Annotated in this window: 21 protein-coding genes and 1 pseudogene; 10 read left to right on the plus strand and 12 right to left on the minus strand. The window is 71.5% G+C overall.

Annotation, left to right across the window (positions count from 1 at the left end; all coding sequences use genetic code 11):
• Positions 1-59 precede the first annotated feature (59 nt).
• Positions 60-908 carry a C40 family peptidase gene (locus PV341_RS29140; protein WP_500359390.1) on the plus strand — a complete coding sequence of 283 codons (849 nt, stop codon included), beginning with the start codon at positions 60-62 and terminating at the stop codon, positions 906-908.
• A 199-nt stretch (positions 909-1107) separates the two neighbouring features.
• On the plus strand, positions 1108-1803 hold the full coding sequence (locus PV341_RS29145) for a phosphatase PAP2 family protein (RefSeq protein WP_500359391.1): 696 nt from the start codon (positions 1108-1110) through the stop codon (positions 1801-1803).
• Between the two features lie 27 nt (positions 1804-1830).
• Here the strand turns inward: PV341_RS29145 and PV341_RS29150 are convergent, their stop codons facing one another.
• Both PV341_RS29150 and PV341_RS29155 read right to left on the minus strand, forming a co-directional pair.
• On the minus strand, positions 1831-3390 hold the full coding sequence (locus PV341_RS29150) for an FAD-binding oxidoreductase (RefSeq protein ID WP_500330708.1): 1560 nt from the start codon (positions 3388-3390) through the stop codon (positions 1831-1833).
• A 103-nt stretch (positions 3391-3493) separates the two neighbouring features.
• On the minus strand, positions 3494-3649 hold the full coding sequence (locus PV341_RS29155; RefSeq protein ID WP_500330710.1) for a hypothetical protein: 156 nt from the start codon (positions 3647-3649) through the stop codon (positions 3494-3496).
• Between the two features lie 87 nt (positions 3650-3736).
• On the opposite strand from PV341_RS29155, the gene PV341_RS29160 reads away from it, so the two are divergent.
• The gene (locus PV341_RS29160; RefSeq protein ID WP_500330712.1) at positions 3737-4591 is read left to right on the plus strand and encodes an SCO4651 family lipoprotein; all 855 of its coding nucleotides are present in this window, start codon (positions 3737-3739) and stop codon (positions 4589-4591) included.
• A 71-nt stretch (positions 4592-4662) separates the two neighbouring features.
• Positions 4663-4869 (plus strand): hypothetical protein, encoded by a 207-nt coding sequence (locus PV341_RS29165; protein ID WP_499513101.1) that lies wholly within the window; start codon positions 4663-4665, stop codon positions 4867-4869.
• Here the strand turns inward: PV341_RS29165 and PV341_RS29170 are convergent.
• Positions 4866-5240 (minus strand): metal-sensitive transcriptional regulator, encoded by a 375-nt coding sequence (locus PV341_RS29170; RefSeq protein WP_500330714.1) that lies wholly within the window; start codon positions 5238-5240, stop codon positions 4866-4868. The genes PV341_RS29165 and PV341_RS29170 overlap by 4 nt on opposite strands.
• A gap of 194 nt (positions 5241-5434) precedes the next feature.
• Between PV341_RS29170 and PV341_RS29175 the strand changes: the two genes are divergently transcribed.
• Together PV341_RS29175 and PV341_RS29180 are read left to right on the plus strand one after the other, a co-directional pair.
• Positions 5435-6055 carry a DUF47 domain-containing protein gene (locus PV341_RS29175; RefSeq protein ID WP_026251102.1) on the plus strand — a complete coding sequence of 207 codons (621 nt, stop codon included), beginning with the start codon at positions 5435-5437 and terminating at the stop codon, positions 6053-6055.
• Positions 6056-6060: 5 nt separating this feature from the next.
• Complete coding sequence (locus PV341_RS29180; RefSeq protein ID WP_499513103.1) at positions 6061-7059, plus strand: inorganic phosphate transporter; 999 nt, start codon at positions 6061-6063, stop codon at positions 7057-7059.
• Positions 7060-7201: 142 nt separating this feature from the next.
• On the opposite strand, the gene pstB is transcribed toward PV341_RS29180, so the two are convergent.
• From pstB to PV341_RS29225, 9 genes are all read right to left on the minus strand, one after another.
• Positions 7202-7978 carry a phosphate ABC transporter ATP-binding protein PstB gene (pstB, locus tag PV341_RS29185; protein WP_500330717.1) on the minus strand — a complete coding sequence of 259 codons (777 nt, stop codon included), beginning with the start codon at positions 7976-7978 and terminating at the stop codon, positions 7202-7204.
• Between the two features lie 43 nt (positions 7979-8021).
• Positions 8022-9095 (minus strand): phosphate ABC transporter permease PstA, encoded by a 1074-nt coding sequence (gene pstA / locus PV341_RS29190; protein ID WP_500330719.1) that lies wholly within the window; start codon positions 9093-9095, stop codon positions 8022-8024.
• On the minus strand, positions 9092-10081 hold the full coding sequence (gene pstC / locus PV341_RS29195) for a phosphate ABC transporter permease subunit PstC (RefSeq protein WP_500330720.1): 990 nt from the start codon (positions 10079-10081) through the stop codon (positions 9092-9094). Before pstC ends, pstA begins: the two co-directional genes overlap by 4 nt.
• A gap of 101 nt (positions 10082-10182) precedes the next feature.
• Complete coding sequence (gene pstS / locus PV341_RS29200; protein WP_500330721.1) at positions 10183-11322, minus strand: phosphate ABC transporter substrate-binding protein PstS; 1140 nt, start codon at positions 11320-11322, stop codon at positions 10183-10185.
• Positions 11323-11535: 213 nt separating this feature from the next.
• Positions 11536-11991 (minus strand): NUDIX hydrolase, encoded by a 456-nt coding sequence (locus PV341_RS29205; protein WP_500359393.1) that lies wholly within the window; start codon positions 11989-11991, stop codon positions 11536-11538.
• A 40-nt stretch (positions 11992-12031) separates the two neighbouring features.
• Positions 12032-13306, minus strand: a complete 1275-nt coding sequence (locus tag PV341_RS29210; RefSeq protein WP_500330724.1) for a CHAD domain-containing protein — start codon at positions 13304-13306, stop codon at positions 12032-12034.
• Positions 13269-15587, minus strand: coding sequence for an RNA degradosome polyphosphate kinase (locus PV341_RS29215; RefSeq protein ID WP_500330725.1), 2319 nt, complete (start codon positions 15585-15587; stop codon positions 13269-13271). Before PV341_RS29215 ends, PV341_RS29210 begins: the two co-directional genes overlap by 38 nt.
• Before the next feature lie 285 nt (positions 15588-15872).
• Positions 15873-16817: a mycothiol synthase gene (gene mshD, locus PV341_RS29220; RefSeq protein ID WP_500330726.1), complete on the minus strand. Its 945-nt coding sequence runs from the start codon at positions 16815-16817 to the stop codon at positions 15873-15875.
• Positions 16814-18010 carry an MFS transporter gene (locus tag PV341_RS29225; RefSeq protein ID WP_500359394.1) on the minus strand — a complete coding sequence of 399 codons (1197 nt, stop codon included), beginning with the start codon at positions 18008-18010 and terminating at the stop codon, positions 16814-16816. The genes mshD and PV341_RS29225 overlap by 4 nt, the downstream gene beginning before the upstream one ends.
• A 217-nt stretch (positions 18011-18227) precedes the next feature.
• Between PV341_RS29225 and PV341_RS29230 the strand changes: the two genes are divergently transcribed.
• The 4 genes and pseudogenes from PV341_RS29230 to PV341_RS29245 all read left to right on the plus strand — a co-directional run.
• Positions 18228-20027 carry a bifunctional metallophosphatase/5'-nucleotidase gene (locus PV341_RS29230; protein WP_500330730.1) on the plus strand — a complete coding sequence of 600 codons (1800 nt, stop codon included), beginning with the start codon at positions 18228-18230 and terminating at the stop codon, positions 20025-20027.
• Between the two features lie 143 nt (positions 20028-20170).
• Positions 20171-20467, plus strand: coding sequence for a hypothetical protein (locus PV341_RS29235; RefSeq protein WP_500330731.1), 297 nt, complete (start codon positions 20171-20173; stop codon positions 20465-20467).
• Positions 20467-21651, plus strand: a complete 1185-nt coding sequence (locus PV341_RS29240; RefSeq protein ID WP_500359395.1) for a glutathionylspermidine synthase family protein — start codon at positions 20467-20469, stop codon at positions 21649-21651. Before PV341_RS29235 ends, PV341_RS29240 begins: the two co-directional genes overlap by 1 nt.
• A gap of 178 nt (positions 21652-21829) precedes the next feature.
• Positions 21830-22678 (plus strand): annotated as a pseudogene (locus PV341_RS29245) (ricin-type beta-trefoil lectin domain protein); the annotation flags it as partial.

Genomic DNA, 22678 nt, shown 5'->3' on the forward strand with positions numbered 1-22678 from the left:
TTTTTTTTTTAAAGAAAAAGACGGCATGAGGGGTGTAGAGGGGTCTCGGGGGATTGGAGATGGGTATAAGAGACAACCAGGGCCTGGTGCAGAAGTGGGGGAACCTCTGCGGGGCCATCAACCCGGCGCTGCTGGCGGCACAGCTCTACCAGGAGAGCGGCTGGAACCCGAAGGCGCAGAGCGCGGCGCAGGCGCAGGGGATAGCGCAGTTCATCCCCGGGACGTGGGCGACGCACGGCGTGGACGGGGACGGTGACGGGGACCGCGACGTGTGGGACCCGGCGGACGCCATCCCCTCGGCAGCCTCGTACGACTGCGAGCTGGCGGGCTACGTCAAGGACGTGCCGGGGGACCCGACGGAGAACATGCTCGCCGCGTATAACGCGGGTGCGTACCGCGTCATCCAGGCCGGCGGGGTGCCGCGGATCCGGGAGACGCAGAACTACGTCCGGATCATCACGACCCTGCAGAAGAGCTTCGCGGCGCCCGTGGGCCCGGTGGGGCCGTCGCGACAGTCGGCGGGCGCGATCTACTACGCCCAGCAGAAGCTGGGGACGAAGTACCTGTGGGGCGGCAACGGCACGCCGGAGCAGGGCGGCAGGTTCGACTGCTCGGGCCTGACGAAGGCGGCGTACCACTCGGTGGGGATCGAGCTGCCGCGCGTGGCCAACGACCAGTGGAACGCCGGACCGCACCCGGAGCGGGACGAGCTGCTCCCGGGCGACCTGGTCTTCTTCGCGTACGACCTGACCGACCCGCGGTCCATCCACCACGTGGGGATCTACGTCGGCGGCGGCTACATGATCAACGCTCCCTACACGGGCGCGGTGATCCGCTTCGACAAGATCGACACCCCGGACTACATCGGGGCGACGCGCGTGACGGCGGCAGGTGCGGCGGCGGTGTGACCGTCGCGCGCCCGCCGCGGCGTCGCCGTGGGTGAACACCCGGCCCCGGCATGCGGGAACGTGTCTCCCTTCGATAACACCTTGGTGATCATCCGGTGGAGACCGGAACGCGACGTACCGTGCCGTCCGTTGGACGGGGGAGAATCAACTCCCACACGGACGTGCACGGGGGTGCGGCGGAAGAGAGTGAGGGACACCGGTGGCAGAGCTCTCACTGGACGGCTCGAACCCCGACGTCAGTCTGCTCCGCGACATCAACGGGCTCGCGAAGGACGCCCCGCGCTGGTTCGACCGTGTGATGGAGGCCGTCGGCGAGTACGGCCTGATCCTGCTCATGGTGCTGATCGCCGGCTGGTGCTGGTGGCGCGTGGCGCGCCGCAGCGGCACCGAGGCGCCGACGGCCGTGGCGGGTGTGATCTGGGCCGGGCTGGCGGCGTCGATCGCGCTGGCGCTCAACATCCCGCTGCGGAACTTCGTGGACCGGCCCCGGCCCTTCGTGGACCACGAGGGCATCGACGTCCTGGTGAAGGGGAAGACCGACTTCTCCTTCGTCAGCGACCACGCCACCTTGACGATGGCCGTCGCGATGGGGCTGTTCATGGTCAGCCGCAAGTGGGGCCTGGCGGCCATCGCCGTCGCGCTGGCCGAGGGCTTCTGCCGCGTCTACATGGGCGTGCACTACCCCACCGACGTCCTGGGCGGCTTCGCCCTCGGCACGGCCGTCGCGCTGCTGTTGGCCCCGGCGGCGCTGGCCCTGCTGACACCGCTGACGAAGGCCGTTGCGGGGTCCCGCATCGGCGTGCTCGTGCAGGCCTCGCCCGGCCGGTCGCCGGGGGCCCGCCGGGGCGAGCCCTACCCGGAGCCGTCGGCGGTCGACAGGGACCTGGCCGCCTGACGGCCGCCGCCGGCGGACGGGGCCTCGTTACAGGGCCTGCTGGAAGCTGAACAGCCGCGAGGGGTCGTAGCGGGTCTTCAGGCGGGTCAGCTTGTCGGCGGCCGAGCCGTAGTAGGCGGTGCGCCAGTCGGTCAGCGTGGCGTCGGTGTAGTTCTGGTAGGCGGCGCCGGAGGCGTGGCGGCGCATGGCCGTGTGGAGCCCGGTCAGCCAGCCCGTGGTGCCGGGGCTCTCTATGTACTGCGCCAGGAAGCGCGAGCGCCGGTGCACGAAGGCGGTGGCCGTGGGCGAGACACGGTTGACGGCGCCGCCCAGCGCGGTGAGGGAGACGCTGCCGGAGCCGGAGCGGAGCCCCTCCACCTGGGACAGGAGGGTCTGGATGCCGGCGGCGGAGAGCGAGCGGTCGTAGAAGTCCGAGCGGGCCGCGTAGGTCTCCCGGCCGAGCCGGCCGGAGGGGCTGCGACCCGGGGTGGTACCGGGCAGGTGGCACTGGGCGGTGCTCAGGTTCGAGCAGCCCGCGTACGCGAGGGCGGCGTCGAGGTAGGAGCGCGGGTGCAGGGAGACGCTGGTCGCGGGGGCGCCGATGGTGTCGGCGAGCCGGTCGACGGCGTTCGCGAGCCCGTCGCGCGAGGTGATGCCCACGGTGGCGATGCTGATCTGCGGGGATCCGGTGCCCGACTTGTCCAGGTGCAGGGCGGACCAGATCTCGTCGGGCTGGGTGGGCCCCCACTCCTGCCAGGCGCGCAGGACGGCGGCGGCCTTGCTCCAGGGCCAGGTCAGGTAGCCGGTGACGACCTGCGGGGAGGCCTGCGTGTCGAACGTCAGCCGGGTGACCACGCCGAACTGGCCGCCGCCCGCGCCCCGCAGCGCCCAGAACAGCTCCGGGTTCTCGCTGGCGCTGCAGCGCAGCACCCGGCCGCCCGCCGTGACGATCTCGGCGCCGGTGAGGCTGTCGCAGGTCAGCCCGTACGCGCGGCTGAGCACCCCGTGGCCGCCGCCCAGGGTGAGGCCGGATATGCCGACCGTCGGGCACGAGCCGGCCGGCAGGGTGCGGCCGCTCGCGCCGAGCTTGGTGTAGACGTCGATGAGCTTCGCCCCGCCCCCGATGGTCGCGGTGCCGCCGGACAGGCTCACCGAGGCCATGGACGAGACGTCGAGGACGAGCCGGCCCTTGCCGCCGGAGTAGCCGGCGTAGGAGTGCCCGCCGTTGCGGACCGAGACGGGGACGCCGGTGCGGCGGGCGAAGTCCAGGCACGCGCGGATGTCCTCGGTGCCGGAGACGTACGCCACGGCGGCGGGGCGCTGCCCGTCGAAGCGGGTGTTGTACAGCAGGCGTGCGGTGGCGTAGTCCGCGTCGTCGGGCAGGACGAGGCTGCCGTCCAGGGTGCGGCCGAGGGCCTTCCAGTCGGGGCGGGCGGTCGGCGAGGCGCTGGGTGACGCGGAGCCGCCGGCCGTCGTGGTGGTGCCGGGGGTGCCGGGCGCGGCGCTGCCCGCGTGCGCGGGACGGCCGCTCTCGGGGGTGCAGGCCGTGGCCAGCCAGCCCGCCGCGGCGACGCCGGCGCCGCCGCGGATCAAAGTTCGTCGGTTCAAAGTGGGGCCTCCCGCTCCGCTTCCCCCGTGTGGTCGTCCGTGAGGACGGTGGGGAACAGGTGACCGGTTGCGGGTGGGGGATGTGACGTCCGCCGGACCGTCGTCAGCCCTGCTCGTGGTCGGTGGCGTCGCGCCGGGCGCGGTCGCGCGCCCGGCGGGCCGGGCCCCGCCAGCCGCAGACGCAGGTCGCGCGGGAGAAGGCGCCCTTCTCGGTGGTGGTCGCCCGGTGGGCGGGCGGGGGCGGATCGCTGGGAGGCACGGAACAAAGCTACCGGCCGTGACGCGGTGCCCTGACCCTCGTTATGCCCGACGACGTCCGAGGCGCGGGTGCAGGGGGTTGGCGGAGATGGGGCAGCTCGGTCGGGCGACTGTGGCAGCCGTGGGTCTCGGGTTGTGCGCGCTGGCGGTGGCGGGGTGCTCGGCCGCCGGTGAGGCCGTCGAGGTGGACAGCGTCCCGGTCGACGCGGGGGAGACGCTGCGGCAGGCGGTGGACTCCCTGGCCGCCGCGGGCAGCTCGAAGATCGTCACGTCGATGGAGATGGCCAGCGGCGGCACGAAGATCGCCATCAGGGGCACCGGCTCCTTCGACTACGCCGAGCGCCGCGGCCACCTCCAGGTGGTCCTGCCGCCGGACGCGGCCGGGGACGCCGAGCACGAGCCGGTCACGGAGCTGCTGACGCCCGGCGCCCTCTACATGAAGAACCGGGGCGAGGGCGTGCCCGCCGACAAGTGGGTGCGGGTCGACACGACCAGGCTGCCGGACGGCAACCTCGTCACGGGGGGCGCGACCGACCCCTTGGTGGCCGTGGAGCTGCTGCGGGGGGCGCGGGAGGTGCGGCAGACCGGGACGGAGACCCTGGACGGGGTGCGGGTGCGCCACTACCAGGGGGTCACGGACATCGCGGACGCCGCACGCATCGCCTCCCCGCTGGTGCGGGCGGAGCTCGCGGCCGCGGCGGAGGGCTTCACCGTGACCCGGGTCCCGTTCGACGCCTGGCTCGACGAGGACGGCCGGCTGCGCAAGGTGCGGCAGCGGTTCACCTTCAGCAACGGCGGGGGCGCGGGCGTACGGAGCGCGCCGGCGCAGGTCACGGTGATCTCGACGACCGGGATGTACGGATTCGGGGTGCCGGTGCGGGTCATGCTGCCCCGGGAGACCGACATCTACACGGGGAAGATCGTTTCTGCGACCGGCCCCTGAGGGCTTGCCGAAATGGCCCGTCCGTGTCATGCACGGACCGTGCACCAGTCCCTACGCTGGGCGGGGAGGAGGTGGTGCACGTGGCGGTGTGGCTCCTGGACCAGGACGATCAGGTCCACGTGGCCCTCGCGGAGATCGAGCTGTGCTGCGAGCTGATGATCGCGGCGTCGGCGACGACCGAGGAACGGCTGAGTTCCGAGCGCATCGACGAGGTGCTGAACGTGAGCCCCCGCGTGCCCGCGCAGGGGACCCGGTGGTCGGCAGGGGCCGGTCGCTAGCTCCGGAGCAGCCGGGCTATGGCGGCGGTGGCCTCGGCCACCTTGTCGTCGGCCTCCGGTCCGCCCTTCGCCGCGGCGTCCGCGACGCAGTGCCGCAGGTGCTCCTCCAGCAACTGGAGGGCGAAGGACTGCAGAGCCTTCGTACCGGCCGACACCTGGGTGAGGATGTCGATGCAGTACACGTCCTGCTCGACCATCCGCTGCAGACCGCGGATCTGCCCCTCGACGCGGCGCAGCCGCTTGAGGTGCTGGTCCTTCTGTTTGGCGTAGCCGTGCTGGTGCGCCTCGTGCCCGTGCTCCGGAGCGTCCCCGGCGTCGTCCGCCGGCGACTGCGCCTGTTCCTCGGCGCCACCGGTCTCGATGACCGTCATGATGTCCCTCCTGCCCCCTATACCCCGGCAGGGTATATCGTACCGAATTCGCCCCAATGTGCGAGGGTGCGTGCAGAACCCCAGCTAGGGCGCACCCGCGGTGATGAGCGACACTGTAGGACGCCGGTTAGCTGTTGCCGGATGATGCGCCTAGCATCAATGCGACCGAAACCGATGTATTCCGAGGACTTCACGTGCGCTTTCGTCTGACCCCCAGGGAGACGAGCTTCTACGACATGTTCGCCGCATCCGCGGACAACATCGTCACAGGGTCGAAGCTCCTCATGGAACTGCTCGGGGCCGATTCGGCCACCCGCTCGGAGATCGCGGAACGGATGCGTGCCGCGGAGCACGCGGGGGACGACGCCACGCACGCGATCTTCCACCAGCTGAACTCCTCCTTCATCACGCCCTTCGACCGGGAGGACATCTACTCCCTGGCGTCGTCCCTCGACGACATCATGGACTTCATGGAGGAGGCCGTCGACCTGGTGGTGCTGTACCAGGTCGAGGAACTGCCCCGTGGGGTCGAGCAGCAGATCGAGGTGCTGGCCAGGGCGGCCGAACTGACCGCCGAGGCGATGCCGCACCTGCGGACCATGGACAACCTCACCGAGTACTGGATCGAGGTCAACCGGCTGGAGAACCAGGCGGACCAGATCCACCGCAAGCTGCTGGCGCACCTCTTCAACGGCAAGTACGACGCCATCGAGGTGCTCAAGCTCAAGCAGATCGTGGACGTCCTGGAGGAGGCGGCGGACGCCTTCGAACACGTGGCCAACACCGTGGAGACCATCGCGGTCAAGGAGTCCTGACCCCGGTGGAGACCTTCTCTCTGGTCGTGACCATCGGCGTCGCGCTCTTCTTCACGTACACCAACGGCTTCCACGACTCCGCGAACGCCATCGCCACCTCCGTGTCCACCCGGGCGCTGACCCCGCGGGCCGCGCTGGCGATGGCCGCGGTGATGAACCTCGCCGGCGCCTTCCTCGGCACCGGGATCGCCCACACCGTCAGCGAGGGCCTGATCGAGACGCCGCACGGGCAGACCGGCATGGCGATCCTCTTCTCCGGGCTGGTCGGGGCGATCGTCTGGAACCTGATCACCTGGTACTACGGGCTGCCCTCCTCCAGCAGCCACGCGCTCTTCGGTGGTCTGGTGGGGGCGGCGCTGGCCGGCGGCACGGGGGTCATCTGGTCCGGGGTGGTGGACAAGGTCATCCTGCCGATGTTCCTGTCGCCGGTCGTCGGGCTGGTCGTCGGTTACCTGGTGATGCTGGCCATCCTGTGGATCTTCCGCAAGGCCAACCCCCACAAGGCCAAGCGCGGCTTCCGCATCGCGCAGACCGTCTCGGCCGCGGGCATGGCGCTCGGCCACGGCCTGCAGGACGCGCAGAAGACGATGGGCGTCGTGGTGCTCGCGCTGACCATCGCCGACGTCCAGGAGGAGGGCGACGGGATCCCGCTGTGGGTGAAGTTCGCCTGCGCGGCGATGCTCTCGCTCGGTACGTACGCCGGCGGCTGGCGCATCATGCGCACCCTCGGCCGCAAGATCATCGAGCTGGACCCGCCGCAGGGCTTCGCCGCCGAGACCACGGCGGCGTCGATCCTCTACACGACCGCCTACATCTTCAAGGCGCCGATCTCCACGACCCACATCATCACCTCGGCCATCATGGGCGTCGGTGCGACGAAGCGGGTCAACGCGGTCCGCTGGGGCGTCGCGAAGAACATCGTGACCGGCTGGTTCATCACCATGCCGGCCGCGGCGCTGGTGGCCGCGCTGGTCTACGCCGTGGTGCACGTGGCCTTCGGCTGAGCCGGGGACGACCCGCCCCCGGGTACGCGCCCCCGGGTACGACGCAAATGGGCCCGCCCCCCGTACGGGGGGCGGGCCCTTCGCCTTGCGGTGGCACCGCCATGCAGCACCGCAGGACGGCTGTGGCCGGCTGCGGGACGGATCAGCCGAAGCGGCCGGAGATGTAGTCCTCGGTCGCCTGGACGGACGGGTTGGAGAAGATGCGCTCGGTTTCGTCGATCTCGATCAGCTTGCCGGGCTGGCCCACCGCCGACAGGTTGAAGAAGGCGGTGCGGTCGGAGACGCGCGCGGCCTGCTGCATGTTGTGGGTCACGATGACGATGGTGAAACGCTCCTTGAGCTCACCGATCAGGTCCTCGATGGCGAGGGTGGAGATCGGGTCGAGCGCGGAGCAGGGCTCGTCCATGAGCAGGACCTGGGGCTCGACCGCGATGGCGCGGGCGATGCACAGACGCTGCTGCTGACCGCCGGACAGGCCCGAGCCGGGCTTGTTGAGGCGGTCCTTGACCTCGTTCCAGAGGTTGGCGCCGCGCAGCGACTTCTCGACGATCGTGTCGAGGTCGCTCTTCTTCTTGACGCCGTTCAGCTTCAGGCCGGCCGCGACGTTGTCGTAGACCGACATCGTCGGGAACGGGTTGGGGCGCTGGAAGACCATGCCGACCGTGCGGCGCACGGAGACCGGGTCCACGCCGGGGCCGTAGAGGTTCTCGTCGTCCAGGAGCACCTTGCCCTCGACGCGGCCGCCGGGGGTGACCTCGTGCATGCGGTTGAGGGTGCGCAGGAAGGTGGACTTGCCGCAGCCGGACGGGCCGATGAAGGCCGTCACCGTGCGCGGCTCGATGTTCATCGAGATGTCGTCGATCGCCTTGAAGCCGCCGTAGTAGGCGGAGAGTCCGCTGACGTCGATTCGCTTGGCCATGGTGGTGTTGCTCGCAATCCTTGGGTCGCTGATGTTGGCCGCGTCAGCGACCGGTCTTCGGGGCCTTCCAGCGCGCGATGCTGCGCGCCACAAGGTTGAGGATCATGACGAAGGCGATCAGCACGAGTGCCGCCGCCCACGCCCGGTCGTAGCTCGGCTCGTTGCCGTTCTGGTACTGCTGGTAGATGTAGAACGGCAGTGAGGCCTGAGGGCCGTTGAACGGGTCGTTGTTGATCAGGTTGTTGCCGAAGACCAACAGCGCGATGGGGGCGCTCTCACCGGCGATGCGGGCGACCGCGAGCATGACGCCCGTGGTGATGCCGCCGATCGCGGTCGGGATGACCACCTTCACAATGGTGCGCCACTTGGGGACACCGAGCGCCAGCGAGGCCTCGCGCAGCTCGTTCGGGACGAGCTTGAGCATCTCCTCGGTCGAGCGGACGACCACCGGCATCATCAGGATGGCCAGGGCCATGGCGCCGGCGAAGCCCGAGGGGCCGAAGCCCAGCAGCAGGTTCCAGGTCGACAGGATGAACAGACCGGCGACGATCGACGGGATGCCCGTCATGACGTCGACGAAGAAGGTCACCGCCGTGGCGAGCCGGCCCTTGCCGTACTCGACGAGGTAGACGGCGGTCATCATGCCGATCGGGGCCGCGATGGCGGTGGCGATGCCGACCTGCTCCAGGGTGCCGATGATGGCGTGGTAGACACCGCCGCCCTCGCCGATGGTCAGCACGCCGTTCATGGAGTGCGACAGGAAGGCGCCGTCGAGGATCTTGACACCCTTGCTGACCGTGGTCTGGATCAGCGAGTACAGGGGGAGCGCGGCGAGGACGAAGGACGCCCAGATGACGCTGGTGGCGACCCGGTCCTTGGCCTGGCGGCGGCCCTCGACCATCGCGGCGATCGCGTAGGTGCCGAGGACGAACAGCAGGACGGCGATCAGACCCCACTGGATCTTGCTGTCCAGGCTCGCTCCGAGGCCGATGCCGACGGCGAGCACGAGCGCGCCGGCGGCTATGCCCGCGGGAGCCCACTTGGGGAGCCGGCGCTGGGCCAGGGCCCGCTGCGGCACCGCGGGGGCGGAGCGCTTGTCTGCTACTGCGTGGCTCATGCGTTGGCCCCCGAGTATTCCTTGCGCTTGGCGATGATCGCGCGGGCGGCACCGTTGACGAGCAGGGTGATGACGAAGAGCACCAGACCGGAGGCGATCAGTGCGTCACGGCCGAACTCGTTGGCCTCGCCGAACTTGGCGACGATGTTCTGGGAGAAGGTCCCGCCGACCGGGTCCAGGACGTGCACCGACAGGATGGGCGCGGCGGACAGCACCGTGGCGACGGCCATCGTCTCGCCGAGCGCGCGGCCGAGGCCGAGCATCGAGGCGCTGATGATGCCGGACCGGGCGAAGGGGAGCACCGACATGCGGATGGTCTCCCAGCGGGTCGCGCCGAGGGCCAGGGCGGCCTCCTCGTGCATCCGCGGCACCTGGCGGAAGACCTCGCGGCTGACGTTGGTGATGATCGGGAGGATCATGATCGCCAGCAGGATGCCGACGGTGAAGATCGAGCGGGCCGCGCCCTGGGGGTCTTCCTTCTCGAAGACGACGGTCCAGCCGAGGTACTCGTCCAGCCACATGTTCAGGCCGACCAGGTGCGGGACCAGGAAGAGCGCGCCCCACAGGCCGTAGATGATGCTGGGCACGGCGGCGAGCAGGTCGACGATGTACGACAGCGGCGAGGCGATGCGGCGCGGCGCGTAGTGCGAGATGAACAGCGCGATGCCGACGGCGATCGGGACCGCGATGACCATCGCGATGACCGAGCTGACGATCGTGCCGTAGGCGAGCACGGCGATGCCGAAGACCGGCGGGTTCGCGCCGGCGTTCCACTCGAAGGTGGTCAGGAAGTTGCCCTGGTCCTTGGAGATCGCGTTGATCGCGCGGATCGTCAGGAAGATCGCGATCGACGCCATGATCACCAGCAGCAGGATGCCGGAACCACGGGACAGGCCTGAGAAGATCTTGTCGCCGGCGCGCGTGACGGTGGCCCCGGCATGCCTGGCGGACGGTGGCGGGGTGGGCTTCTGTGCGGTTATAGCCATCGGTTTTCTCTCCGGTCTGGGTGGGGGATCACTCCCCCGGCGGCGGTGCACCGGAAGTGCGACCGGCCCCGCGACGTGCGTCGCGGGGCCGGTCGACTGGGTTAGGACAGGGCGTCCACGGTGGAGCGGACCTTCGTGGCGATCTCGGCCGGGAGCGGCGCGTAGCCGGCCTCGGACAGGATCGACTGGCCCTCCTCGGACGCGGTGTAGCCCAGGAAGGACTTCACCAGCGGCAGGGTCTCGGCCTTGTTGCCCTTGTCGCAGGCGATCTCGTAGGTCACCAGGACGATCGGGTAGGCGTTGTCGGCCTTGGTGGTGTAGGCGGCGGACATGTCCAGGGACAGGTCGGCACCGGTGCCCACGACCTTCGCCTGCGCGATGCCGGCGGAGGCGTTGTCGGCGGTGGCCTCGACCGGGGCGGAGGCGCCGGTGTCGATCTTCACCGTCTTGATGCTGTTGGCGGTCGCGTAGGAGAGCTCGAAGTAACCGATCGAGCCGTTGACCTGCTTGACCTGGGCCGCGACACCGGCGGACTTGGCGGCGGACTGGCCGCCCTTGCCCGCCCACGCCTTGGCGTGCTCGTACGGCCACGCGTCCTTGGCGGCACCGTTGAAGTACTTGGTGAGGTTGTCCGTGGTGCCGGACTCGTCCTGGCGGTGGAAGGTCTGGATCTTGGAGCTGGGGAGCTTGGCGTCCGGGTTCAGCTTCTTGATGGCCGCGTCGTCCCAGGTGGTGATCTTCGAGTCGAAGATCTTGGCCAGGGTCGGGGCGTCCAGGACCAGGTTGTCCACGCCGGAGACGTTGTAACCGATGGCGATCGGGCCGCCGACCATCGGGATGCTGATGCCGGTGCCGTCGGTGCAGACCTTCTTGGACGCCTCGACCTCTTCGGGCTTCAGCGGCGAGTCGGATCCGGCGAAGCCGTCCGTGCCGTTGTTGAAGTCGATGATGCCCTCACCGGAGGACGACGCCTTGTAGTTGATCTGGGCGTCGGTGCAGGCCTGCTGGTAGTTCTTGACCCAGGCGTCCATGGCGTTCTGCTGCGCCGAGGAGCCCGAAGCGAGGAGCTGGCCGCCCTTGTCCGCGCACTTGATGCTGCTGGACGACGTGGGTGCCTTGCTGCTGTCGCCGCCCGCGTTTGTGTTGTCGTCCGAACCGCACGCAGTGAGCATGAGGGCACCCGAGACCGCGACCGCGCCGACGGCCAGGGCGCGGAGCCCGCTCTTACGCTGAAGCTTCACCTTTGGTGATTCCTTCCTGAAGCCCGCCGGTGGACGGCGAAGCAGAGGTATGGATTTCTGCATCCACCCGGCGGCTGCTCGCTCACCGGTAAGGCCGAAATTAGGCAGATCAGGTGAAGTGGTCGACGGCCAAGGGTGAACGCAAGGTGAACCTCGCATATCAGTGCGGTGCTGTAGCCCACACCGAGTGGCGTACGTCTCAGCGTGCCACCGTCACATGCGCGTTCCGCGCAGGAACGCGTCGAGCACGGCACGGTCCCGCTCATGGGTGAGCCGGTTGCGCGCGGCGGCCGGCGGAAGCCAGAGCATGCGGTCGACCTCGTGGTTCGGGGCGAAGGAACCCTCGCGCGCCTCGGCGGCCCAGTAACGCACAATCTTCGTGCGCCCTTCCACGAGATAGGTGGAGGACGGGAGCACCCGCCCGGGCACGCAGTCGAGCCCGGTCTCCTCCTTGACCTCGCGGAGCGCGCCGTCCAGCGCCGTCTCCCCGCGCTTCAACTTCCCCTTGGGAAGCGACCAGTCGTCGTACTTGGGGCGGTGGATCAGTGCGATCTCCAGGCCGTCGTCGAACGGGGAGCGGCGCCACAGCACCGCTCCGGCGGCGAGGATCGGGGTGTCGGCGGTTCCGGTGGAGGCGATGGCGGTGCTCCTTTCCGGGTTGCGGGTCACGGGCCGCCCCCACGGGCGGGCCGGACGGTCGGCGCGACCGTCAGCGCGACCAAAGGTGGGCGAAGGCGTACCGGGCCGCCTCCACCTCCAGGCGCTGGTCGGCGTGGAGCACGCCCAGCGCGTAGGCGGTGGCGGGGGCGATCCGCGGGGTGCGGGCGGCGGCGGTCACCGCGGTCGCGGCCTCCGAGGCCTCGCGGTGCTGCTCCAGCACCCGCGCCGCGGCGGCCAGCCGGGCGGCGGAGTCCCCGTCGTCGCAGGCCAGCACCTCCTGGGAGTAGCGGCGCAGCCGCAACAGGACGCGGACCCGGTTCCACGCGGCGTCCTGGCGTTCTGCGGGCAGTTCGCCGGCGAGCGCGGCGTGGAGCGTCTCGCCGTTGTACGGGTGCCGTGCGCGCGTCAGCGGCAGTGCGGCCGCGGCCTCGGTGAGCCGGGCGTGGGCCTGCTCCGCCAGCAGCGGCAGCAAGGTGGCGGCGGGTTTGCGCGCCGTGGGGGACAGCGGCACCTCGGAGGCGAGCACCGCCACCGCGTCCACCACCGCGTGGAACCGCGAGGAGCCCATGGCCTGCAGGGCGGCGGAGTGCGCCCGGGTCCGGGCGAGCGTGAGCTGACGTTCCAGCAGGGCACCGGCCCGGGCGGCGCCCACGGCGAGCGGGCCGCCCGCGGCGCCGCCGCGTTCGGCGGCCTGCGGCGGAGCCGGCGAGCGACGGGTCCCGGCGGCGTGGGCCACCGCGGTCAGCGGTTCCGGGACCTCGGCGGGCGCCTGGGGCGCCGCCGTCGTGCCGCGTGGGGTCTCCGCGACGCCGCCCAGGCGCTCGCGGGGCGGTTCGGACGCTGCGGACGCCGGGTCCGGCACGGTGGGCACCGGCAGCCACAGGCCGAGGTCGTCGTCGGCGGGAGCGGCGGGGATGCCCCCCGTGTCCTCCGCGGAGGCCAGCCGCTGCAGTGCGCCGATCAGCCGGCTGAGCCGGGCGGCGTAGCGGTGCTCGCGGCCGAGGGTGTCGGTGAGCCAGCCGAGCTCGGCCCGCAGGGGGTCGGCCCAGCCCGGGTCGGTGAGCGACCCGAAGGTGTGCAGGGTGCCGGCGATGCGGCGGGCCGAGCGGCGCATCTGGCGGCCGCTCTCGGCGGTGTCGTCCTGAGGCCGGCCGGGTTCGCCCTCACGTGGTGCCAGTGCGCGCAGAAAGGCCGTGGCCTCCTCCCGCAGGTACTGTCCGAGGACCGCACCGGCCTCACGGTCGGGGAGCCCGCCGGCGGTCAGGCCGGCGGGCGTCGCTGCCGTGTCAGGGTGTCGCTGGGCCACGCCGGCGCCTCCGCGCATCGATGAGCATCTCCTGGATGTGGGGCAGCGGACGCCCTTCGGCGTCGGTGCTGTGCCGGGTCCAGTCCCCGTCCGGGCCGAGCCACCAGGACGAGGTGGAGTCCGAGGTTCCGGTCTCCAGGAATCGGTTCAGGGAGGCGCGGTGCGCCGGGTCGGCGACCCGGACCAGCGCCTCGATCCGGCGGTCGAGGTTGCGGTGCATCATGTCGGCGCTGCCGAGCCACACCTCGGGGTCGCCTCCGTTGCCGAAGACGAAGACCCGGGAGTGCTCCAGGAAGCGGCCGAGCACGCTGCGCACCCGGATGTTCTCCGACAGGCCCGGCACCCCCGGGCGCAGCGCGCAGATGCCGCGCACCCAGACGTCGACGGGCACGCCGGCCATCGAGGCCCGGTAGAGGGCGTCGACGATCGCCTCGTCGACCATCGAGTTGGCCTTGATCCGGATGTACGCGGGCCGGCCCTCGCGATGGTGGGTGATCTCCGCGAGGATCCGCGAGACCAGCCCGTCGCGCAGGCTGCGCGGGGCCACCAGCAGGCGGTTGTAGGTCTCGCGGCGCGAGTAGCCGGAGAGCCGGTTGAACAGGTGGGACAGGTCGGCGCCGACCTGCGCGTCGGCGGTCAGCAGCCCGAGGTCCTCGTAGAGCCGGGCGGTCTTCGGGTGGTAGTTGCCGGTGCCGACGTGGCTGTAGCGGCGCAGCGTGTCGCCCTCCTGGCGGACCACGAGCGACAGCTTGCAGTGCGTCTTCAGCCCGACCAGGCCGTAGACGACGTGGCAGCCGGCCTCCTCCAGCTTGCGGGCCCACTTGATGTTGGCCTGCTCGTCGAAGCGCGCCTTGATCTCGACCAGCACCAGCACCTGCTTGCCGGCCTCGGCGGCGTCGATCAGGGCGTCCACGATCGGGGAGTCGCCGGAGGTGCGGTACAGCGTCTGCTTGATGGCCAGGACGTCCGGGTCCTGCGCGGCCTGCTCCAGGAAGCGCTGCACGGAGGTGGAGAAGGAGTTGTACGGGTGGTGCAGCAGCACGTCGCGCTCGCGCAGCGCCGCGAAGACGTCGGTGGCGTGCGCGGACTCGACCTCGGCCAGGTCCGGGTGGGTGCCGCCGACGAACTTCGGGTACTTCAGCTCCGGACGGTCCTGCCCGGCGATCGCGAACAGCCCGGTCAGGTCGAGCGGTCCGGGCAGCGGGTAGACCTCGGCGTCCTCTATGTTCAGTTCCTGGACCAGGGTGTCCAGGGCCTGCGGGGAGATCGACTCCTCGACCTCCAGGCGGACCGGGGGACCGAAGCGGCGCCGCAGCAGCTCCTTCTCCAGGGCCTGGAGCAGGTTCTCCGCGTCGTCCTCCTCCACCTCCAGGTCCTCGTTCCGGGTCACCCGGAACATGTGGCTGTCCAGCACCTCCATGCCGGGGAACAACTCCTCCAGGTGCGCGGCGATGACGTCCTCCAGCGGGACGAAGCGCTGCGGGCCGGCCTCGAGGAACCGGGACAGGATCGGCGGGACCTTCACACGGGCGAAGTGGTCGTGACCGGAGACCGGGTTGCGCACGGTGACGGCCAGGTTCAGGGACAGGCCGGAGATGTACGGGAACGGGTGCGCCGGGTCGACGGCCAGCGGGGTCAGGACCGGGAAGATCTTGTTGCGGAAGAGCGTGAAGAGCCGGGCCTGCTCCTTCTCGGTGAGGTCGCTCCACCGGATGATGTGGATGTCCTCCTCGGCGAGCGCCGGGGCCACGTCGTTCTGGAAGCAGGCGGCGTGCCGGGCCATGAGCTCGCGGGCGCGGGTGAGGATGTTCTCCAGCACCTTGGTGGGCGACAGGCCCGAGGCCGAGCGCTGGGCGACGCCGGTGGTGATGCGGCGCTTCAGGCCGGCGACGCGGACCATGAAGAACTCGTCCAGGTTGCTGGCGAAGATCGCGAGGAAGTTGGCCCGTTCGAGGAGGGGGGTGCCCGGATCCTCGGCGAGTTCCAGCACGCGCTCGTTGAAGGCCAGCCAGCTCTGCTCGCGGTCAAGGAAACGGTTCATCGGGAGCTCTTCGTCCGTGCCCTCGTCCACCGCCGCGTCGGCCGCAAGGGCCTCGCCCGACTTCTCCGCGGGCCGCGGCACGGTCGCGAGGCCGTCCAGGCGCTTGAGTTCGGGGTGCAGGGGCGGGACGACGTGCGGGCGGCCGTAGGCCGGGGACTGCTCCGCCGGGGGCTGTTCCGCCGGGGTCTCGGACGCGGTGGGCGCACCGGAGCCGGACCGCTCGGTCCGGGCGTTCGTCGGGAAATTCATCGAGGCCATGGGTGCGAGCCCTCCTCCGGATCCGGCACGTCGTTCACGTGGACGGCGGCGCACGGAACCCGGCCACCGACCATGCCCCCATTGTCCCCGGCGCGCCGGGATACCGGCAGGTCGAGAGGGGGGAAGTGGGTCGCGGCGGGCGTCTGCATTCACAGATGCTCGCAAGCGAGTTTGAATCGCCGGTAACGGGCAGGTGGCGGTCAGGAAATCGCCGTACGTACCGGCCGTGTCCGGACGATCACCCGGAAGGCTCCGCCGGGGTCCGGTCGCCCGCCCGCGGGAGCCTCAGGTCTCCGTCCGGTACATCAGGTCGACCTCGTGCGTGGTGAAGCCGAGACGTTCGTAGACGGCGAGGGCGGGGGCGTTGTCCGCGTCGACGTAGAGCATCGCGGTGGGCAGGCCGCGGTCGTGCGCGAGGTACCGCAGCCCGATGAGGGTGAGCGCCCGGCCCAGGCCGCCGCCCTGCTCCTCGGGATGGATGCCCAGGACGTAGACCTCGCCGAGGCGCTCGCGCTCGTGCACCTTCGTCCAGTGGAAGCCGGCCAGCCGGTCGCCGCGGAAGGCGAGGAAGAAGCCGGCCGGGTCGAACCAGGGCTCGGCCTTGCGGTCGTCGAGGTCGCGCTGGGTGAGGCTGCCCTGCTCGGGGTGGTGCGCGAAGGCGGCGGCGTTGACCGCCAGCCAGGCGGCGTCGTCCTGCCCGGGGACGAAGGCGCGCACGGTGACGTCGGCGGGGAGCACGGGCCCGCCCAGCGGGGGCGCGCCGGCGCCCTCCTCCAGGGGGCGGCGAAGCTGCCGCAGCTCGCGGAAGAGGGCGAGGCCGAGCAGCCCGGCCAGGTGGCGGGCGGCGGGGTGGCCGCCGTGCGCCCACACGCGCAGCCGTTTGCCGGAGGCGGCGAGCAGTGCGTGGCCGAGGGCGCGGCCGTGACCCTGCGCGCGGTACGCGGGGTGGATGACCATCTCGGCGGCGGGGGCCTCGACCGGGTCGGTGTCCTCCAGTTGGGCGTACCCGACGAGCACGCCGTCGCTCTCGACCACCAGGTGGCGCACGCCCTCACGGGCACCGCCGCGCAGGTTCAGCCGGCCCTGCTCGGAGACCGCGGCCTGGCCGTCGACCGCCGCGGCCGCCTCGATCAGGGCCAGGACCGCCTCGGCGCGGCCGGGGCTCAGCGCGTCGAGGGTCTCGATCCTGCGGGGGCCCACGGCGGTCTGCTGCGCTGCTGCGTCGGTCATGGGACCGAGCTTACGGCCGTGGGGGTGCGGGAGGTGTCCATCGGCACCAGTGCCGCCGCACCGCAGGCCACGGCCGCCGCGGCGGCGAGGGCGGGCCAGTAGCCGGTGGCCGAGATGAGGGCGGCGCTCAGCGGCGGGACGACGGCGGCGGTCAGGTTCTGTCCGGTGTTGTGGACGCCGAGGGCACGGCCGGACCAGGACGGGCCGGCGCGTTCGGCCGTGGCGGTGAAGGACAGGCCGTTGGTGCTGGCGGTGATCCCTATGGACAGGACGAGGGCGGCGGCGGTCACCGCGGAGGGGAAGGCCGCGGTCACCGCCGCCGCGGCGACCACCACGGCGGTGCCGACGGCGAGTTGCCGCATCGGCCGCAGCCGGCTGCCGACCCGGTCCGACCAGCGCCCGGCGGCGATCCGGAAGCAGGCCCCCAGCACCTGTGCGACGGCGATCAGCCGGCCGGCGCCGACCGGCGACCAGCCCCGGGTGTCCACCAGCAGCACCAGGGCGAAGGCCCCCGCCGTGAACTGCGGTACGACCAGCAGCGCGCCCGCGCCGTGGATCCGCCACAAGGTCGCCGAGCCCCGGTAGGGGTTGGCGGCCGGTGCCGCGCCGGGACCGGTCCGCGGGCGTACCGGGTCGGCGGCGAACAGTGCGACCAGGCTGGCGACGACCCCGCACACGGCGGCCAGGAAGCCGAAGGCGCCGTGCACCCCGTACGCGGCGGCGAGCGGCGGCATGGTCAGTGCGGCCACGCCCATGCCCAGCGGGGTGGCGGTCTGCCGGATGCCCATGGCCAGCCCGCGTTCCCCGGCGGAGAACCAGCCCATGACGAGGCGTCCGCTCGCGGAGTACACCGAGGCCCCCGCCGCTCCCGCCAGGGCGAGCAGCGCGCCCAGTGCCGTCGTGCCGCCTCCGGCGCGCACCGCGCCGGCCGCGACGGCGAGCAGCGCGGCGGCGCCGCCCAGCCCGGTGGCGATGACGACGCGTTCGCCGTACCGGTCGGCGGCGGCGCCCCACACGACGAGGGCCGCGACCAGCCCGGTGGTGGGGCAGGCGATGAGCAGTCCGATCTGCGGCAGCGTCAGGTGCGCGGTGTCCCGCAACGTGGCGGCCAGATAGGGGACTCCGTAGACGAAGGCGCAGGCGGCGGTCTGTGCGGCGGTGCCCAGGGCGAGCATCAGCCAGCGACGGGGCATGGGTGCACCTCCTCGGTCGGTGGTGGATCCAACTATGTCGCTTGTTTGAATGGCGAGACAGATCGTTCCGGTGAGTGAGACGGAATGCCCGGCTGCCCGTCATGTACCGATCAGTCGAAACCTGCCCGTAACCGCAAAGCCACTGACAACTACGCGCGTTGACAATAGGCTGCGGCCGTCCTCCGCCTCCATCCATCGTTCACGTCCAAGGGGACCCATGTCAGTGACCCACCCGCGTCGCCGTGCCGCACGCCGCGTCGCCGCCGCGACCGCCGGCCTCGCGGCGGTCGGTGTGCTCGCGATAGCGAGCCCGGCCGCCCAGGCCCACGAGACCCACCACGGGGGTCACGGCCACGGCAGCCGTACCGTCGACCTCCAGCTCCTCGCCGTCAACGACTTCCACGGCAACCTGGAGCCCCCGGCCGGTTCCTCCGGCCGCGTCACCGAGCTCCAGGCGGACGGCACCACCAAGACCGTCGACGCCGGCGGCGTCGAGTACCTGGCCTCCAGCCTGCGCACCGCCCGCAAGGGGCAGGAGCGTTCGCTCACCGTCGCCGCCGGCGACATCGTGGGCGCCAGCCCGCTGCTGTCGGGCCTGTTCCACGACGAGCCCACCGTCGAGGCCATGAACAAGCTGGGCCTGGACGTCACCGGCGTCGGCAACCACGAGTTCGACGAGGGCAAGGACGAGCTGCTCCGTCTGCAGAACGGCGGCTGCCACCCGGTCGAGGGCTGCTACGAGAAGGGCCGCACGTTCACGGGCGCGGACTACCCGATCCTCTCGGCGAACGTCGTCAACGAGAAGACCGGCCGCCCGCTGCTCAAGCCCTACACCATCGAGAACGTCAAGGGCGTCCGCGTCGGCTTCATCGGCGTCACGCTCGAGGGCACCCCGAACATCGTCACCGCCGAGGGCGTCAAGGGCCTGAAGTTCCTCGACGAGGTCGAGACGATCAACAAGTACACCAAGGAGCTCAAGCGCAAGGGCGTCAACGCCGTCGTCGCGCTCGTGCACGAGGGCGGCTTCCCCGCCTCCTCCGCGTACAACTACGACTGCGACGCCGGCGGTGCGGGCACCGGTCTGTCCGGCCCGATCGTCGACATCGCCAAGAACACCTCGGCGGACGTCGACGCGCTGGTCACCGGCCACACCCACAACGCGTACGTCTGCACCATCCCCGACCCCAAGGGCAACGACCGTCTGGTCACCAGCGCGGCGTCCTTCGGCCGGCTCTTCACCGAGCTCGACATGAAGTACGACCTGCGCACGCACGACATCGTGCGCGCCTCGGTCGAGGGCTCCAACCACGTCGTGGACCGCACCCAGACCAAGGCCGCGGACATGACCTCGCTGATCAGCCGCTGGCAGACGCTGGCCGCCCCGGTCGCGGGCCGCACCGTCGGCTACATCTCGCAGGACATCACCCGGGCCGGCAACGAGTCCGCCCTCGGCGACCTCATCGCCGACGCGCAGCTCGCGTACGCCAGGACCCTCGACCCGTCGGCCACGATCGCGCTGATGAACCCCGGCGGGATCCGCACCGACCTGGTGCACAAGGCCTCCGGCAGCGAGGGCGACGGCGTCGTCACCTACGCCGAGGGCTTCGCGGTCCAGCCGTTCAGCAACACGGTCAACCTGCGGACGCTGACCGGCGCCCAGCTGGTCACCGTGCTCCAGCAGCAGGTCAGCGGCAGCAACGAGGCCGCCCCGAAGATCCTGCAGATCTCCAGCGGCCTGACCTACACGCTGGACCTCACCAAGACCGGTGCCGCCCGTGTCGTGACCGACTCGATCCGTCTCGGCGGCGCCCCGATCGACCCGGCGGGCAGCTACCGCGTCGCGATGAACTCCTTCCTGTCCGGCGGCGGTGACGGCTTCGGCGAGCTGGCCAAGGGCACCAACGAGCTCGTCGGCGGCGACGACCTGGCCGCGCTCAACGCCTACCTGACCGCCAACTCCTCGGCCTCCGCGCCGCTGGCGGCCCCGGCGGCGAACCGCATCACGATCGTCCAGTAGTACGCGGCACGAGCGGGCAGGTCCCGCGACCGTGCTCCGCCCCGGGGGCGGCCGTCGAGACCGACGGCCGCCCCCGTCCTTCGTGGCGGGCCGCCCGCGACCCCGCTCTCGTGGCGCCGGCCCCCGCTGCCTACGCTGTGGACATGACGACTACGGAGCGACGGCGGTTCAGGTCCGGCACGGTGATCCTCGGCGGTATGGGCGTGCTGGCCGCCGCGCTGACCGCGTGCGGCTCCGACCCCGACAAGCGCTGCGTGGACCCGGACACGTACCGGACGCTCCCGGTCAAGGAGTGCGACGACGACGGCGGCCACGGCCGCTACTACTACGGGGGCAGCGTCCGCAGCGGGAAGGCCAAGGGCGGCAGCTTCGACAAGTCGTCGGTGAAGACCGGGGGCTTCGGCGGCCACGGCTCGGGCCACGGGTCCGGCGGCGGCTGATGCGCCGGTACGCCGTCGAGCCGCGCCCGGGCTGGCAGCGGATCGTGGAGGACCAGGGCGTCGTCTACCCGCTGACCCGTCACCCCGACGGCTCCCTGCGGCCGTACTGGGACGAGAGCGGGTACTACGCGTTCTCGCTCCCGGAGGTCGAGGCCCTGGAGGAGACCGTCGCGGAACTGCACGCGATGTGCCTCGCCGCCGCGGAGCACATCGTGGCCGAGGACCGGTTCGCCGAACTCGGCGTCCACGACCCGCGCCTGGCCGGGCGGATCGCCGAGTCCTGGCGGCGGCGCACCGAACTCCCCTCCCTCTACGGCCGCTTCGACCTGCGCTACGACGGGACCGGCCCGGCGAAGCTGCTGGAGTACAACGCCGACACCCCCACCTCGCTGGTGGAGGCGGCCAGCGCGCAGTGGTTCTGGATGGAGGACCGTTTCCCCGGCGCCGACCAGTGGAACTCCCTCCACGAGCGCCTCGTCGACGCGTGGCGGCGCCAGGCCCCGCTGCTGCCGCCCGGACCGGTGCACTTCGCCCACACCGAGGCCGACGAGCTCGGCGAGGACCTGATGACGGTGGCCTACCTGCGGGAGACCGCCGAACAGGCCGGGCTCGACACCCACGCCCTGTCCGTCGAGGCGATCGGCTGGGACGAGCTGTCCGGACGCTTCGTCGACGACCGGATGCGCTTCATCCGCAGCTGCTTCAAGCTCTACCCCTGGGAATGGCTGGCAGGCGACCCGTTCGGCGGCCACGTCCTGGACACCCTCGACAACGGCGGCGGCACCGGCACCACCTGCTGGATCGAGCCCGCCTGGAAGATGCTGCTGTCCAACAAGGCGCTGCTGGCCGTCCTGTGGGAGCTCTACCCGGGCCACCCCAACCTCCTCGCCGCCCACCTCGACGGTCCCCGCGACCTCGCCCGGACCACCGGCTGGGTCGCCAAGCCGCTGCTCGGCCGCGAGGGCGCGGGCGTCACCGTGCACCGCGCGGGAGAAGCCGCCGTGCCGCGCGCCGACGAACCCTGCTGCTACCAGGAACTGGCCCCGCTGCCGGTGTTCGACGGCAACCACGTGGTGCTCGGCGCATGGGTCGTGGCGGACGAGCCGGCCGGGCTCGGCATACGCGAGTCGGCCGGCCTGGTCACCGACACGTACGCGCGCTTCCTGCCGCACGTCATCCGCTGAGGGGGCACGACCTCGGCGGCACAGGGTGACCCGTCGGCCGCAGTGCGTGGGCTGAAGGCGCTTACTCCTTGCCGCACAGGGGAGTTACCAGCGGAAACACTTTCCTCGGCAGTAACTTGTGGCCCACCATGGGCAACCCTGTCCCTCCAGACCCATCGACGTGTCCGGGTGGTCCGCCGTGTCCCAAACGCACCTAGAGCCCGTCTACGACGAGTTGTCCGACGCCGCTCTCACCGAGCGGGTACGGGCCGGCGCACCGACCGCCTACCCGGCGACCGAGGAACTGCGCCGCCGTCACCTCCCGGCCGTCCTGTGCTACGCACGGCTGTGCGCCCGCGGACAGTCCGCCGCCGACCAACTCGCCGCGCAGGCCTTCGCGCTGGCCTGGCAGGAGGTGCACCGGGGGGTCGACCCGCGCGGTCCCTGGCGGCACCGGCTGCTGATGCTCGTCCATCAGGCCGCCGCCGTGTGGGCGGGCGGCAGCCGCCGCGAACGGCTCGGTGACGAGTACGCCGCCTTCATCGACGACATCCGCGGCGCCGAGCAGCGCGTGCCCGGGCTCCCGGGCCTGCCCGTCAACCCTCGGCTCCACCTTGCCGAACGCTCCGTGCTGTGCGGCGCCTTCGCCGTGCTGCCCCAGCACACCCAGGGCGTGCTGTGGCACGCGGTCGTCGAGCGGGAGGCCGACGCCGACGTCGCCCGCTGGACCGGCGACAGGGCCCCGGAGCTGCCCGACCTGACCGCCAGGGCCCGGGACGCGCTGCGCGAGGCCTACCTGCGGACGTACCTGGAGCGCAGTGAGGACCCCCGGTGCAAGGGCTTCGGCCGCCTCCTCGACGCCGCCGCCCGCCGTGACGACGCCCGGCAGAACGAGGACGTGGAGCGGCACCTCGCGCACTGCCAGGGCTGTGCCGGTGCGCTTCAGACGCTGATCGTCCTCGAACGCGACCCCCGGCCGCTGCTCGCCACGGCCCTGCTCGGATGGGCGGGCCCCGCCTACCTGGCGGCCCGGTCCGCCCCCGCGCTG

The organism is Streptomyces sp. PA03-1a, from assembly GCF_033792805.1.
Taxonomy (GTDB): domain Bacteria; phylum Actinomycetota; class Actinomycetes; order Streptomycetales; family Streptomycetaceae; genus Actinacidiphila.

Bases quoted from the DNA above. Each gene is read 5' to 3' on its own strand.
- PV341_RS29140 (WP_500359390.1), top strand. From the start codon at position 60: ATGGGTATAAGAGACAACCAGGGCCTGGTGCAGAAGTGGGGGAACCTC.
- PV341_RS29160 (WP_500330712.1), top strand. From the start codon at position 3,737: ATGGGGCAGCTCGGTCGGGCGACTGTGGCAGCCGTGGGTCTCGGGTTG.
- PV341_RS29170 (WP_500330714.1), bottom strand. From the start codon at position 5,240: ATGACGGTCATCGAGACCGGTGGCGCCGAGGAACAGGCGCAGTCGCCG.
- pstB (WP_500330717.1), bottom strand. From the start codon at position 7,978: ATGGCCAAGCGAATCGACGTCAGCGGACTCTCCGCCTACTACGGCGGC.
- pstA (WP_500330719.1), bottom strand. From the start codon at position 9,095: ATGAGCCACGCAGTAGCAGACAAGCGCTCCGCCCCCGCGGTGCCGCAG.
- pstC (WP_500330720.1), bottom strand. From the start codon at position 10,081: ATGGCTATAACCGCACAGAAGCCCACCCCGCCACCGTCCGCCAGGCAT.
- PV341_RS29210 (WP_500330724.1), bottom strand. From the start codon at position 13,306: ATGCGCGGAGGCGCCGGCGTGGCCCAGCGACACCCTGACACGGCAGCG.
- PV341_RS29215 (WP_500330725.1), bottom strand. From the start codon at position 15,587: ATGGCCTCGATGAATTTCCCGACGAACGCCCGGACCGAGCGGTCCGGC.
- mshD (WP_500330726.1), bottom strand. From the start codon at position 16,817: ATGACCGACGCAGCAGCGCAGCAGACCGCCGTGGGCCCCCGCAGGATC.
- PV341_RS29225 (WP_500359394.1), bottom strand. From the start codon at position 18,010: ATGCCCCGTCGCTGGCTGATGCTCGCCCTGGGCACCGCCGCACAGACC.
- PV341_RS29230 (WP_500330730.1), top strand. From the start codon at position 18,228: ATGTCAGTGACCCACCCGCGTCGCCGTGCCGCACGCCGCGTCGCCGCC.
- PV341_RS29235 (WP_500330731.1), top strand. From the start codon at position 20,171: ATGACGACTACGGAGCGACGGCGGTTCAGGTCCGGCACGGTGATCCTC.
- PV341_RS29240 (WP_500359395.1), top strand. From the start codon at position 20,467: ATGCGCCGGTACGCCGTCGAGCCGCGCCCGGGCTGGCAGCGGATCGTG.